General features: G+C 71.9%; 10 protein-coding genes. 8 read left to right on the forward strand and 2 right to left on the reverse strand.

All coding sequences use genetic code 11. The annotated features are described in order from the left end of the window. The first annotated feature begins 36 nt into the window (after positions 1-36). Positions 37-1,305, forward strand: coding sequence for an MFS transporter (locus tag ACZ3I3_RS19285; protein WP_467366571.1), 1,269 nt, complete (start codon positions 37-39; stop codon positions 1,303-1,305). Between the two features lie 31 nt (positions 1,306-1,336). Here the strand turns inward: ACZ3I3_RS19285 and ACZ3I3_RS19290 are convergent, their stop codons facing one another. Further along, positions 1,337-1,915: a TetR/AcrR family transcriptional regulator gene (locus ACZ3I3_RS19290; RefSeq protein WP_467366573.1), complete on the reverse strand. Its 579-nt coding sequence runs from the start codon at positions 1,913-1,915 to the stop codon at positions 1,337-1,339. 69 nt (positions 1,916-1,984) lie between these two features. Between ACZ3I3_RS19290 and ACZ3I3_RS19295 the strand changes: the two genes are divergently transcribed. The 4 genes from ACZ3I3_RS19295 to ACZ3I3_RS19310 all read left to right on the forward strand — a co-directional run bounded on the left by ACZ3I3_RS19295 (position 1,985) and on the right by ACZ3I3_RS19310 (position 5,279). After that, on the forward strand, positions 1,985-2,578 hold the full coding sequence (locus ACZ3I3_RS19295) for a dihydrofolate reductase family protein (RefSeq protein ID WP_467366574.1): 594 nt from the start codon (positions 1,985-1,987) through the stop codon (positions 2,576-2,578). Positions 2,579-2,754: 176 nt separating this feature from the next. Next, positions 2,755-3,246: a pyridoxamine 5'-phosphate oxidase family protein gene (locus tag ACZ3I3_RS19300; protein ID WP_467366575.1), complete on the forward strand. Its 492-nt coding sequence runs from the start codon at positions 2,755-2,757 to the stop codon at positions 3,244-3,246. Positions 3,247-3,368: 122 nt separating this feature from the next. Next, complete coding sequence (locus ACZ3I3_RS19305; RefSeq protein ID WP_467366577.1) at positions 3,369-4,145, forward strand: carbonic anhydrase; 777 nt, start codon at positions 3,369-3,371, stop codon at positions 4,143-4,145. Positions 4,146-4,259: 114 nt separating this feature from the next. Continuing rightward, positions 4,260-5,279: a LacI family DNA-binding transcriptional regulator gene (locus tag ACZ3I3_RS19310; RefSeq protein WP_467366579.1), complete on the forward strand. Its 1,020-nt coding sequence runs from the start codon at positions 4,260-4,262 to the stop codon at positions 5,277-5,279. Positions 5,280-5,297: 18 nt separating this feature from the next. On the opposite strand, the gene ACZ3I3_RS19315 is transcribed toward ACZ3I3_RS19310, so the two are convergent. Next, a complete protein-coding gene (locus ACZ3I3_RS19315) occupies positions 5,298-9,290 on the reverse strand; it encodes a glycosyl hydrolase (protein WP_467366581.1) in 3,993 nt (1,330 codons plus the stop codon). A 207-nt stretch (positions 9,291-9,497) separates the two neighbouring features. Between ACZ3I3_RS19315 and ACZ3I3_RS19320 the strand changes: the two genes are divergently transcribed. The 3 genes from ACZ3I3_RS19320 (at position 9,498) to ACZ3I3_RS19330 (ending at position 13,805) form a co-directional block, all read left to right on the forward strand. Further along, positions 9,498-10,757, forward strand: a complete 1,260-nt coding sequence (locus tag ACZ3I3_RS19320; RefSeq protein WP_467366582.1) for an MFS transporter — start codon at positions 9,498-9,500, stop codon at positions 10,755-10,757. A gap of 30 nt (positions 10,758-10,787) precedes the next feature. Further along, the gene (locus tag ACZ3I3_RS19325; RefSeq protein WP_467366584.1) at positions 10,788-12,251 is read left to right on the forward strand and encodes an arabinose isomerase; all 1,464 of its coding nucleotides are present in this window, start codon (positions 10,788-10,790) and stop codon (positions 12,249-12,251) included. 279 nt (positions 12,252-12,530) lie between these two features. Further along, a complete protein-coding gene (locus ACZ3I3_RS19330; RefSeq protein WP_467366586.1) occupies positions 12,531-13,805 on the forward strand; it encodes a cation:proton antiporter in 1,275 nt (424 codons plus the stop codon). Positions 13,806-13,971: the final 166 nt, after the last annotated feature.

The following is a 13,971-nucleotide window of genomic DNA, read 5'->3' on the forward strand; positions in this document are numbered from 1 at the left end:
CTGCCTAGCCTCGGCTGCGAACTTCGGGAGGCCGCAGTGCTGAACACCGTGAAAGTGCAGGCAGCGGGTCTGACGGCAGACCAGCGCAACGCCTTCGTGGCCGCCTATCTCGGCTGGGCGATGGACGCGTTCGACTACTTCCTGGTCGTGCTGGTCTACAGCGAGATAGCCGACGATTTCCATGTCTCCCTGACCGACATGGCCTTCCTCACCACCGCGACGCTGGTGATGCGGCCGATCGGCGCGCTGCTGTTCGGCATGTGGGCGGACCGGCGCGGTCGTCGCGTCCCGCTCATGGTGGACGTCGTCTTCTACTCGATCGTCGGCTTCGCCTGCGCCTTCGCGCCCAACTACACCGTGCTGCTGGTGCTGCGCCTGCTCTACGGCATCGGCATGGGCGGCGAGTGGGGCCTGGGAGCGGCCCTGGCCATGGAGAAGATCCCGGCCGAGAGGCGTGGCTTCTGGTCGGGTCTGCTGCAGAGCGGCTACTCGCTGGGGTACATGCTGGCCGCCGTGGCGTTCTTCGTCATCGAGCCGGTCTTCGGCTGGCGGGGACTGTTCGCCTTCAGTCTGTTGCCCGCACTGGTCGCGCTGTGGGTGCGCAGCCGGGTGGAGGAGAGCGAGGTGTGGGAGAAGTCCGTCCGGCTCAACCGCACCCCCGCGCACCAGGTGTTCAAGAACCCCGCGGTGCTGCGGCGCTTCGTCTACCTGGTCGCGCTGATGACCGCCTTCAACTGGATGTCGCACGGCACGCAGGACATCTACCCGACCTTCGTGAAGAAGGGCCTGGAGCTGTCCGCGAACACCTCGATCGCGATCGCCGTCGTCTACAACATCGGCGCCATGATCGGCGGCGTGCTGCTGGGCGCGTACTCCGAGCGGCTGGGACGCCGCCGGACGATCATGATCGCGGCGGCCGGAGGCCTGGTCGTGGTGCCGTTCTTCGTGCTGTCCACGACCGTCGGCTGGCTGATGCTGTCGTCCTTCCTGATGCAGGTGTGCGTGCAGGGGGCCTGGGGCGTCATCCCGGCCCATCTGACCGAGATGAGCCCGGACGCCGTCCGGGGCTTCTACCCGGGCGTCACCTACCAGCTCGGCAACCTGATCGCCGCGCTGAACCTGCCGATCCAGGAGGCCATCGCCGAGCGTCACGGGTATCCGGCGGCGATGGCGTGGACCGTCGTGCCCACCCTGGCCGTGGTGATCCTGCTGAGCGCGATCGGCAAGGAGGCCAAGGGCGTCCACTTCGGAAGCAGCGGCCCGCACACCCCGACCACGGCGACGACGGGCACGGTCCAGCCCTGACGGACCAGTGGGGGTGGTCGGGCCGAGCCGTCTACTCCGCTCCCACGATGCGCTCCACCGCGGCCGTCACCAGTTGTTCGCGCTCTGCCTCCGTGAAGACGTCCGGCAGGGTGAGCTGCTCGACGATCAGCCAGTTCAGCGTCAGCATGAGCAGTTTGACGGCCGTGGCGTCACCGGGGAGGCCGGAAGCCTCGTGGTAGGCGACGTTGGCGTCGACGTCGGCTCGGACCCGCTCGGTGAGGACCTTGCGCAGGCCGGGGCGGCGGGTGGCCTCGAGGCGGAGCTCCAGCAGCGCGAGGTAGCCGGTGCGGAAGGAGGCGATGCGGCCGACGAGCTCGCGCATCAGTTCCGCGTAGGTCTCCCGGTCGCGGTCGGCCGCCCGGTGGCGGGCGATCGTGGCCTCGTCGGGCTGGAGCCGCTCGTAGACGCGGGCACCGGCCTGAGTGAACAGGTCGTCGCGGCTGGCGAAGTAGTTGGACGCCGTGCCGGCGGGCACCGCGGCCTCGGCATCCACGGCCCGGAAGGTCAGGCCGCGTGCGCCTTCCCGGGCCAGTACCTCGATCGCCGCGTCGACGAGGGCCGCGCGCCTCTGGTCGTTCCGTCTCACCATTGACACCACTCCAGATGTAGTACTACGTTCAAACCACTTCAAGCAGAGTACTACGTGTGGGGGACCATGATGCGAAAGCTCGTGTACTACATCGCTGTCTCGCTCGACGGCCGCATCGCCGGCCCCGGCGGCGACTTCGACTTCTTCCCGCAGGGCGACGAACAGCAGGCCGCCGCCTACTCGACCTGGGTGAACGCGCTGTACCCGGAGACCGTCCCGACCGCTTACCGCGCCGCCGTCGGCATCGCCGACGCCCCCAACCGGCGCTTCGACACCGTCGTCATGGGCCTCAACACCTACCGCCTCCCCCTCGACAACGGGATCACCAGCCCGTACGCGCACCTGCGCCAGTACGTGGTGTCCAGCACCCTCAAGCCGGACATCGACCCGGCCGTCACCGTCGTGCCCGGCGACCCGCTCGCCCTCGTCCGCGAGCTCAAGGGCGAGGAGGGCGCCGGCTTGGACATCTGGCTTTGCGGGGGCGGCCGACTCGCGGGCACCCTGCTGCCCGAGATCGACGAGCTGCTGATCAAGACCTATCCGGTCGTCGCCGGTTCCGGAATCCCGGTGGTCGACGGTGCCTTCGACCCCACGGTCTTCGACGTCGCCGAGCGCACCGCCTTCCCCAACGGGGTCACCCTCACCCGTCTCACCCGCCGCTGATGCCGCATCAGGCAGTGTCCGCCCCGTCCTCGCAGCTGGAAATCCCGGCCTGACCGGGGGCCCGCCCTCCTAGAGTGACCCGCATCGGACCGGAAGCACCGGAGCACCGGCGCACTGGAGCACCGGAGCACGGGAAGAACCGGAAGCACCGGCAATACGGGAAACAGGGGGAACGCATGGGCGAGGACACCCGCAGCGCGGCACGCGCGATCATCGACCGGAACCTGTACATGGTGCTGGCCACCGTCGGCGCGGACGGCGCCCCCTGGGCCTCGCCCGTCTTCTACTCCACCGAGGACGGACGGGACTTGTACTGGGTCTCGTCCCCCGAGGTCACGCACTCCCGCAACATCGCCCACGAACCCCGGATCGGCATCGTCCTCCACGACTCCCGGGCCCCGGTGGGCACGGCGAGCCCCCTCGCCCTGTACCTGAAGGCCACGGCGGAGGAACTCCACGGGGAGGCGGCCCTGGAGGGCCTGCGGGTGATTCCCCGCCCCGCCGGCCGCGGCGGCCGCTCCCTCGGCCCGGAGGAGGTCCGTCCGCCCGCACCGTGGCGGGTGTACCGGGCCCGGGTCAGCGAGTACTCGATGATCTGCCCCCGCGGGGACGGGCGTTGCGCCGAACACGGGCTGGATTACGAACACCGCACCACAGTCGCCCTCTGACCGAGATTTGGAACAGTACTTCTCCTGCACTGCACCAGCGTTGTACGAGCGCTAACCGGCCTCCCGCGACAGTTGGATCACCGCTCCCGCCAGGGAGGACGGAGACCGAAAGGGACGGCCACATGAGTACCGCCAGGACACCGCAGCGCAGGGCCATACTCACCGGCGGGCTGGCTGCCACCGCAGCCATGCTCACCGCCTGCTCGTCGAACTCGGGCAGCACGAACGGGGAGAAGACGTCGGCCGTGGGCGCGGCGAAGACCCCCTCACCCTCACCCGCGGCGGGCGCGCGACCGGACTCTCCCTGGGCGGCGTTCGCCCGGCTGATGGACGGCAACAAGCGCTGGGTGGACGGAAAGCTCCAGCACCCCGACCGTGACCCGAAGCGGCGCGAGTTCGTCGCCGAGGCACAGGACCCCTACGGCGTCATCCTCTCCTGCATCGACTCCCGCGTACCGCCGGAGCTCGTCTTCGACACCGGACTCGGCGACCTGTTCGTGATGCGTACCGGCGGGCAGGTCGTGGGACCGGTGGTCGTCGGCTCCGTGGAGTACGGGCCGATGACGTCCGGCACCCCGCTCATCGTGGTCCTCGGACATCAGCGCTGCGGGGCCGTCAAAGCGGCCTACGAGGCGCTGCGCGACGGCAAGAAGCTCCCCGGCAACCTCCAGGCCATCTCCGACGCCCTGCGGCCGGCCTACCGGGAGACCGCCAGGGGGAAGCACACCGACCCGGTCGACACCATGGTGCGGATCCACACCAAGCAGACCGCCGCCGAACTGCGGACCAACCGGGACCTCGCCCCGCTCGTGAAGAAGGGCGACCTGGCCGTCGTCAGCGCCTACTACTCGCTCGACACCGGCCGCGTGGAAGTCCTCACCGGCGCGCCCTCCGCCTGACCCGGAGACAACGGGGACCGGGCGGGAAAAACGTTCCACGCCCGGTCACGTTATACTTGCGGCGCCCGAGAAGACCACGGTCGTGCCTGGTCGCACGGCTGCAACAGCGAGGGGGTGGACGCCGTTCCGGCACGCCCCGCCCGCATCCAGGACGTCGCGGCCGCCGCCGGCGTCTCGGTGTCCACCGTGTCGAACGTGCTCAACCGGCCCGAGCGCGTCACCGCACAGACCGCTGAGCGCGTCCGCATCGCCGTCGCGGCGCTCGACTACGTCCCCCACCCCGGAGCCTCCGGACTGCGCACCGGGCGCGCCTCGGCCATCGGCCTGGTGCTGCCCGACGTGACCAACTCCTTCTACGCGCGCATCGCCCGGGGCGCCGCGGACGCGGCCTACGACCACGGCTACACCCTCGTCCTCTGCCACAGCGGAGACGACCCGGAACGGGAGCAGGGCTACTTCAGCATGCTCGTCGAGCAGCGGGCCGTCGGCGTCGTCGTCGTGCCGCTCAGCGCCGACCCGGGCAGGCTCGCCCGGCTGCGCGAGCGGGGCATCCCGCTCGTCCTGGCCGACCGCGCGATGCCCGACCGGGAGGGCTGCTCGGCCTCCGTCGACGACATCGCCGGCGGCCGCCTCGCCGTGCAGCACCTGATCGACCGCGGGGCGCGCGACATCCTCGTCGTCAACGGCGAGCGCGGCATACGCCAGTGCGCCGACCGCTACCAGGGCGCCCGGCAGGCCGTGCGCAGCATGCGCGAGGCGCGGCTGGACCAGGTCGTCGCCGAGCGGATGACCGTCGCGTACGGCACCCAGATCGCGCACGGGCTCGGGGAGTTGCCCGACGGGGTCTTCTGCACCAACGACTTCCTCGCCGCGGGCCTGTGCCGCGGGCTGGCCGACCGGGGCGTGCGCATCCCCGAGGAGGTCCAGGTCGTCGGCTACGGCGACCTCGACGTCGCGACCTTCGGCGCCACCACCCTCACGACGGTCCGGCAGCCGGTCGAGGACCTCGGCCGGGCCGCCGTGGAGATGCTCCTCGACGAGATCGAGGCCCGCGCGGACCACGTCCACGAGACCCGCGTCTTCACCCCCGGCCTCGTCGTACGCGACTCCACACGACCGCCCGCCGGCGACTGACCCCCCGCCCGTCGGCGACTAGACCCCGCCCTCCGAGGCGGACGGGATCCGCAGCGTCACCGGCCCCCACAAGCCCGACGACAGCTGGGAGTCGAACGCCCACGCCGTCGGCGTCGCCTCCGCGAGATACGGCGCCAGCGTGCCCCGGACAGTCACCTCCAGCCGCACGCTGCGCCCGGCGGCACCGCGCAACGGGAAACGGTACGGCGCGCAGAACGCCTCACCGGCCGGCTCCCCGTCGACCGACACCTCCACACTGCCCCGCACCCGCCCGAGATCCAGCACGGGATCGGGCCCCGACGGCACATCCAGGACCCGCGCGTACGTCACGCCTCCGCTCCAACTGCCCAGCCCCAGCTCCCGCCAGGCCCCGAGGGGCAGCGGCGCCGGTACGGCACGCACCCGCACCGGCCCCCGCCAGGCGGAGCCGCCCCGCAGGACCGCCGTCGGCTCGGTGACCACCTCGACCGGGGTGGGCTCCACCAGCGGCTGACCGAGCGTCAGCCGATCGTTTTCCAGGGGGAGTTCCGGCCCGTCTCCGACGCGTACGCGCGCGCGGAGCGCCAACGGCAGGCCGAGCGACACCGTGCCCGCCGGCACGGTGAACCGGAAGCGCTGCGGCCTGTCGCGGACCTCGTCGGTGGAGCGCGACGGCCATACGGTGCCGCCGAGTACGGGCCGGCCGGTGAGCCACCCGGTGTCCGGCAGCGGATGCGGGCGCACCACCGCGTGGCAGTGCTGCACCTCGCCCCGCCTGCGCTCGTCCTCGACGGTCCGCCCTTGCCAGTCACCCGTCGCCGCTTCCCAGCCGGCGCCGCTGACCAGGGCCGTCACCCCGGCCCCTGACCGCACCACCAGGTCGACGAACACCGCGTCCCGGGCGTCGGCGCTGTCGGCCACGACCTCCAGCGTGTGCTCGCCCGGCCCGAGTTCCGGTTCGTGCCGGAAGAACATCGGCACGGCGCCCCAGTCCGCCTCGTAGTACTCCACCTTCTCCTGCCGCGCCACGACCTCCCCGTCGAGCAGCACGGTGACCGCCGAGGCGGCACCCACGACGAGCACCGCCCGGGCGTCGTCGCCCGGCATCCTGAGCCGAGCCCGGTAGGTGACGCGGCCGTCCGGTCGTACTCCGTCCGGGGGCCGCATGAACCGCGGACGCGGCCCGAGCCCGCCCGGCTCCGACAGACAGAAGAAGCTGCCCAGGGGAGTGCCGTCGGCGGCCGAGATCGTCGAGGGGCGGCTCTGGGCGCCGGACAGTTCGTACTCGAGCACGTTGCGGTCCCGGGCCACCGTGACCCGGGCGGAGGCCAGATAGCCGCCACCGTCCGGTTCCAGCGGCTCCCCGTTCCACCACACGCGCTTGACGCACTCCGCGCCGACATGCAGTTCGGCGGGCCCCCGGTGGGCTGTCTGCACGATCGCCCGGACCCGGGCGGCCGCCCCGCCGACCGGCACCGGGACCCGTACGAACTCCTCGTTCACCAGCCCCTTGAGGCCCAGCAGGCCGCCCGGGTCCGGGACGCCCCGGCTCACCGAGTACACGGCGACCTCCCAGCCCGCGCCGGGTGGCACGAGCGGCAGTTCACCCGCCAGGACCCGCTCCACGGACACGGCGTCCAGCGGCGCCGGCACCTGGGCGAGCGGCACCGGCGGCAGGACACGGACCCGGTTGCCGTAGGTGACCCGCGACCGCTCCCAAGTCCCGCCCTCGGCCCACTCCATGGTCCAGATCTGCGGCTCGTCCACCCGCGAACCCGGGGGCAGGGCCAGATCGCCCCAGGTGTTGTCCAGGGTGGGGACCAGACGGCCGTGCCAGCCGGTCGAGACGTCGATCTCCCGAGCGGGTGCCTCCCCTGGCCCGCGTCGAGGACGTGTGGGCGCCGGCCGGCCCTCGCGCCACACGACGAGGACCGCGGGGGCGCCGTCCAGCGGCACCTCGATGGTCGAGACGTTGCCGTTGCCGTTGCCGTCGCCGGAGGCGGTGACGTGCGCGGGGGTGCGGGTGCCGGTCGCCGGGTTCCAGACCTCGGCCTCGGAGACGGCGGCCCGCACGGTGACGGACGAGGTGCCGGAGGCGTCGCCCGACGAGGAGGACCCGGTCCGCAGCGGGTGCGCGCCGATCTCGGGGAAGGCCGCCGTCACCAGCGCCACCGCCTCGTTCCCGGTCCGCCGGACGAGCAGCGGCACCTCGCCCGTGGCGTGACCGGCCGCGTCGGTCACGGCCTCCGCACCGGCCTCCGGATCGCGCACCCGCTCCAGCCGGGGATGAGCCACCAGGGCCGCCACCACCGCGTCGTCACCGGACCGGCCGGCGGCCGTGGCAGGAGGACGGCCCACGACGACGACGCGGCCTCCCATGTCGAGCAGTTCGGTCAGCCGCCGTGCCGTCTCCTCCTCCAGCACACTCGCCGAGGGCAGCAGCACCGCGCGGTACGCCAGGTCCCTGATCCGCAGGGCGCCGTCGACGGCCTTGGCACGCTGCACCGAGTCGTCGTCGACGACGTCGAAGGAGATGCCGCGCCGGTCCAGGGCGCCGGCGTGCGGGGCGAGCCAGTTGTTCGTGCCGCACAGGTCGAGGTAGTGGCGCTGCGTCTCGTCGGCGTCGGCGTGGCCGTCGCCCAGCCGGCCGTCGCCGAAGTGCCGCACGGGCGCGTCCAGCGGGACGAGGGCCTGCATGGTGGCGGTCGGGTGCAGGACCGCCACGTCGGCGGCGTAACCGCCCCAGGACATGATCGAGCAGATCCGGGCCACGGCCCGGGAGAACGCCGGGTACTGCTTCCAGTACGGCTGGCGCCAGTCGGTGGACGGCGGCGCCCACTCGAACCAGCCGCCCGCGGTGCCGAAGTAACTGGCGTGCGGGTTGTACAGGTTGGCTCCGCTGCGCAGGAACGGCAGCAGCCAGTGGTAGGTGTCCTCCAGCGTGCCGCCCCAGCCGGAGGAGTGGAACGCCTCGATCCAGACGCGCTCGTGGCCGTAGAGGTGGGCCATGGAGGAGTGCACCTTGGCGTCGCCGTGGTGGTCGCTGCCGGCGGCGCTGTACCAGCGGTGGGTGCGGAAGTAGTCGGTGTAGATCTGCGTCGACTGGGCCGGGTAGCCGGCGCGGGCGGGGTGGCTCTGGTCGCTGCCCAGCAGCATCCCGCGCTCGCGGTGCCATGCGGCCAGCGGCCGGAAGAGGGCCTCTTCGGTGAGTTCCGCGCGGACGGCGTAGTAGTCGGAGCGGATCTTCGTCTCCGGGACGGCGGTGTCCGTGCCGAACAGGGCCGGCAGGTGGTCGAGCAGGTCGTAGCCGCGCCGGGCGCGGAACTCCTCGGCGAAGCGGTTGCTCCAGGCGTTCGTGCCGGGCAGTTCGTCCTGGAAGCTGCCCGCGATGACGCTGCCCAGGTACTCGGGCACACGGCGGTCGTACTCGTGGTGCACGGCGTCCATCAACAGTCCGACGGCGTGCGGGTCCAGATAGTCGAACGCCGTGGGGACAGTGGTGACGAGGCGTACGTTGCTCCCGTCGGCGGCGGCGACGGCCAGGGTGCCCGGGCCGTCCGGGGCGAGGTCGAGGCGCCCGCCCTGCTCGGTGTACGCGGCCAGCGGGGACTCGGCATCCCGCAAGGCGACCGTCCCCCGGGAGACGGTGACGTCACGGCAGCGCAGCGCACAGCCCCTGGCCTCGGGATGACGCCGTGTCACACCGCCCTGCACATTGGCGCCGGAGAACCCGATCTGGTCGTAGAACCACAGGCGGGTGCCCAACTCCGCAGCTATTTCGCAGGCGTCGGTGAAGCGCGCCCACCACTCCTCGCCGAACCACGCCGGATCGTCCGCCCGGGCCCCGAACGTCGGGCCGGCCGGGGCCAGGTTGATCACGACGAGGTTGTGGACACCGCCCTCGGCGAACGCGCGCATCTGCCAGGTGAGTCGCTCGCGGGTGACCTTCGCACCCGACCACCACCACAGGGGAGCGGGGCCGAAATCGCGGGGCGGGTCGTCGAACAGCTGCCGGAGCGCGGGGGAGATCACGGACGCGGTCCTTCCCCTAAAACGTTTTTAGGCCACCTTCACCGTAGGCGACCTGGAACGGTCACGCCATATCCCCGGACGGCGCGGCGGAGGGCGACACGCCGCCGCCGATGTCTGCGCGACACCTTGTTGCAACGTTTTTCCCGCCCTATATTCGCTGCGACCAGGCCCCCGGAACCGCGATGTCACAGACGACGGAGTCGCATCATGGCCGGTACCCGCCCCATCCCCAAACCGCTCTGGAAGGCCGCCGCCCTGTCGGGCATGGCCTCCTACCTCGATGCCGGGCTGATCGTCGGCATCTCCGTCAACCTGGCCATCTACCGCGACAGTTACGACATGGGCGTGTGGATGGCCGGTGCGATCAGCGCGATCGTCACCGGCTGCATCGCCGTCGGCTCGCTCGTCGGCGGCCGGCTCGCCGACCTCTTCGGCCGCCGCCGCGTCTACAACTGGGACATCTTCTGCTTCGCCCTCGGGGCCATCGTCATCACGCTGGCGCCCGACGACATCACGCTGCTGATCGGCGTCCTCGTCGCGGGACTCGCGGCCGGCGCCGACCTGCCGACGTCCCTGGCCGTGGTCTCCGACGCCGCGCCCGCCTGGGCCCGCGGCAGGCTCGTCGCCTTCACGCAGGTCATGTGGATGCTGGGCATCACCGTCGCCATCTTCCTCGGCTTCGTCCTGTCCACCACGGGCATGACCGGCGCCCGGCTCATCACCGGACAGCTCGCCGTCGCCGCACTCGTCACCTGGGCGCTCCGCTCCCGTCTGAAGCTGTCCGAGCACGACACGGCCGAGTCCGGGACGGAGGCCGCCCCGCAGCGCGTCGCCCTGAAGAACATCTGGACGCGCGCCGCCCTGCTGCCCATGACGGCGACGTTCGTCTTCTACGTCACCTGGGGCCTCGGGGCCAACACCTTCGGCCAGTTCGGCACCTATCTGCTCGTCACCGTCAGCGACGCCTCACAGAGCCTGGCCACCGGGATCAACCTGGCCTTCATCCCGATCGGGGTGCTGCTGACCTTCGCCTTCGTCCGGGTCGCCGACAGCCCCTGGCGCGACCGGCTGTTCCACGTGGCCGCGGTCGTGCAGATCCTCGCCTTCGTCATCGCGTCCCTGACCGCGGGCGCGCTCGTCGGCATGCTCGTCTTCTTCGTGCTCTACCAGCTCTCCAACCCCTTCGCCGGAGAGGCGAACTACAAGGTGTGGTCGCAGCTCACGCTGCCCGCGGACACCCGCGGCACCACCCAGGGCCTCACCTACGCCCTGTCCCGCGGGGTCTTCGCGATCGCCGCGTTCTTCACTCCGGCCCTGGCCGACTACAGCCCGTCCGTCCTGCTCTGGACGATCACCGCCTGCATGACGGCGGCCGCGTTCGCGGGCGTGTTCATCATCCGCGTCCTGGTCCCCCGTGCCACCGGCGCGGCGCAGGACAGGGCGGACCTGCGAGTCCCCAGCACCTGAGCCGCAGCACACCGACAAGGAGCACCGACCATGGCAACGACCGCGGACCGCACCGCCGTACGGGCCGCCGCCCTGCACGACCTGCTCCCGCCGGTCACCCGGCGCCGCACCCGGATCGGACTGGTCGCCGGCGGACTCGGCACGTACTGGCCGCAGTTCCCCGGGCTGCTCCCGCAGCTGAAGGAGTCGGCCGCCTATGTCGCCGAGCGCTTCCGGGGGATGGACGCGGAGGTGACCGACGCCGGGTTCGTCTCCGACGCCCGGGAAGGAGCGCGCGCCGCCGAGCAGTTGCGCAAGGCCGACTGCGACCTCATCGTGCTGTTCCTGACGACGTACCTCACCTCCTCGATGGTGCTGCCGATCGCGCAGCGCACGCAGACGCCGGTCCTGGTCATCGACCTCCAGCCGACCGAGAAGATGGACCACGCCTCCTTCGACACCGGAGCTTGGCTGGCTTACTGCGGCCAGTGCCCCGTCCCCGAGGTCGGCAACGTCTTCCGGCGCGCCGGCATCCCCTTCCGGTCGGTCTCGGGCTGGCTGCGGCAGGAGTCCGCCTGGCGGCGCATCGAACAGTGGATCCGGGCCGCGCACATCCGCGCCGCGCTCCGGCACGCCCGGCACGGCCTCATGGGGCATGTGTACCCGGGCATGCTCGACGTGCAGACCGATCCGACGCTGCTGTCCACGACGTTCGGCTCGCACGTGGAGGTACTGGAGTTCGACGACCTGCGGCACCGGGTGGAGCGCGTGACCGAGGAGGAGACCCGGGAGCGGATGGCGCTCGCCCGGCAGGTCTTCACCCTCGACGACAGTGTGGTGGAGGAGGACTTCGCCTGGGGCGCGACCGTGTCGGTCGCCCTGGACCGGCTCGTGGCGGACTTCCAGCTCGACAGCCTCGCGTACTACCACCGGGGCCTCGACGGGGAGCTGCACGAGCGGCTCGGTGCCGGCATGATCCTGGGCGCCTCCCTGCTCACGGCCCGGGGCGTGCCGGCGGCCGGGGAGTACGAACTGCGCACCAGCGTCGCCCAGCTCGCCTCCCAGAGCGTCGGCGCCGGAGGCTCCTTCACCGAGATCCAGGCCCTCAACTTCGAGGACGGCGTCGTGGAGATGGGCCACGACGGACCCGCGCACCTCGCGGTCAGCGCCCGCGACCCGCTGCTGCGCGGGCTCGGCGTCTACCACGGCAAGCGCGGCTGGGGCGTGAGCGTCGAGTTCGACGTCCAGCACGGGCCCGTCACGCTGCTCGGCCTCGGCCAGGACGCCGACGGCAGCCTGTCCTTCGTCACCTCCGAGGGCACGGTCGTACCGGGACCCCTGCTGGAGATCGGCAACACCACCAGCCGCGTCGACTTCGGCCGAGATCCCGGCGAATGGGTGGACGCGTGGAGCGCGACGGGTGTCGGCCACCACTGGTCCCTGGCGATCGGCCACCACGCGGCCGACTTCAGGGCGGCGGCGAGCTTGCTGGGCATCGAGCACCGTCACGTGTGACGGGGAGACGGGTGGAGCGGGGCCCCCGCGCCGGGTGTCGCCCCCGCATGGGTGTCGCCCCCACCCGGAGATGGGTGCGGGCACCGATGGTGACGGGCCCGGGGGCCGTGTGAGGCTGGCGGGGTCGCCGAGGATCGCGGCGGTTGTCATGGCCGCGGCCTCGGGCCGCGCCGAGACGTACGCGGCGTCGTTCGACCCAGCCCCACGAAGGAGGAGCCCCTATCCATCCCCGCACGGTGAAACGATCCGCCCCCAGCGCGCCCGGGAAGGCGGTGACCCGTGGGACACGCTGACAGTCTTCTCGCCATGGGCGGTGCCTTCCTGGCCGCCGCCCTCCTCGCCCGCCTCGGCGGCAGGATCGGACTCCCGACGATCCCGCTGTTCATGCTCGCGGGCATCCTGCTCGGCCCGCACACCCCGGGCCTGGTCATCGTCGAGGACGCACACGACTTCGAGATGCTCTCCGCGCTCGGACTGGTGCTGCTGCTGTTCTACCTGGGCCTGGAGTTCCACCTCGACGACCTCAAGAGCGGCGGCCGGCGCCTGCTGACAGCGGGCGGCATCTACCTGCTGCTCAACGTCGGCGCGGGGCTGGTCTTCGGATTCGCCCTGGGCTGGGGAGTCCGGGAGGCGCTCGTGCTCGCCGGTGTCCTCGGGATCTCCTCGTCGGCCATCGTCACCAAGATCCTCATCGACCAGGGCCGCATCGGCCGCCCGGAGACCCGCCTCATCCTGGGCGTCATCGTGGTCGAGGACATCTTCCTCGCCCTCTACCTCGCCGCGCTCCAGCCGGTCATCAGCGGCGTCCAGGGCGCCGGCGACATGGTCCTCCAGGGCGCCAAGGCCTTCGGTTTCCTGCTGGTGCTGGCCGCGGCCGCCCGCTACGGAACAAAACTGGCCGGGCGTCTGATCGTCACCCGCGACAACGAACTGCTCGTCATCAGCTTCCTCGGCGCGGCCGTCCTCGTGGCCGGAGTCGCCGAGGTCCTCGGAGTCGCCGACGCCATCGGCGCGTTCATGGTCGGCCTGATCCTGGCCGGCACGCCGTCCGGCCCGCGCATCCGGGACCTCGTGCATCCGCTGCGCGACGCCTTCGCGGCGATCTTCTTCTTTGCCTTCGGGCTCTCCATCGACCCCGGCGACATCGTCTCCGTCGTCGGCCCGGTCACCGCGGCGGCGGTCCTGACCGTCGTCATGAACATCGCCGCGGGACTCCTCGTCGCCCGCGTGTACCGCTACGGCACCGAGCCCGCCGCCGAGATCGCCACCACCCTCCTGGCCCGCGGCGAGTTCGCGCTGATCCTGGCCGCCATGGCCGCCGGCGCCGGACTCGATGCCCGGCTCGCCCCGTTCATCGCCGGGTACGTCCTCGTCCTCGCGGTCCTGGGCCCCATCGCCGCCGGCCAGGCCCACCTGCTCGCCCGCGCCCTCCGAGCGGCCCAGGACCTCCTGCCCGGCCGCACGGCCCCGACGTACGACACCGAGCCCCGTCCCCAGGACGACAGCACCCCGTCGTCCGCCTCCGCCGCCGTGCCGGCCGAGGCCGAGCGGTAGGGCCATGCCGACGAGCGGGGCAGGGCGAACATCTGCCTTACGGCACGGCGTTCGTACGGGGCGGCCACCGGGAAGGATGAGGTGTGGGCCCCATGGCGGACGCCGCTGGAGAGGGGAGAAGCTGAAGCCCTGCCGAGACCGGCCGTGCCGCACGTCGGCGGGCCGT

It is taken from the genome of Streptomyces sp. NPDC016851, from assembly GCF_055562795.1.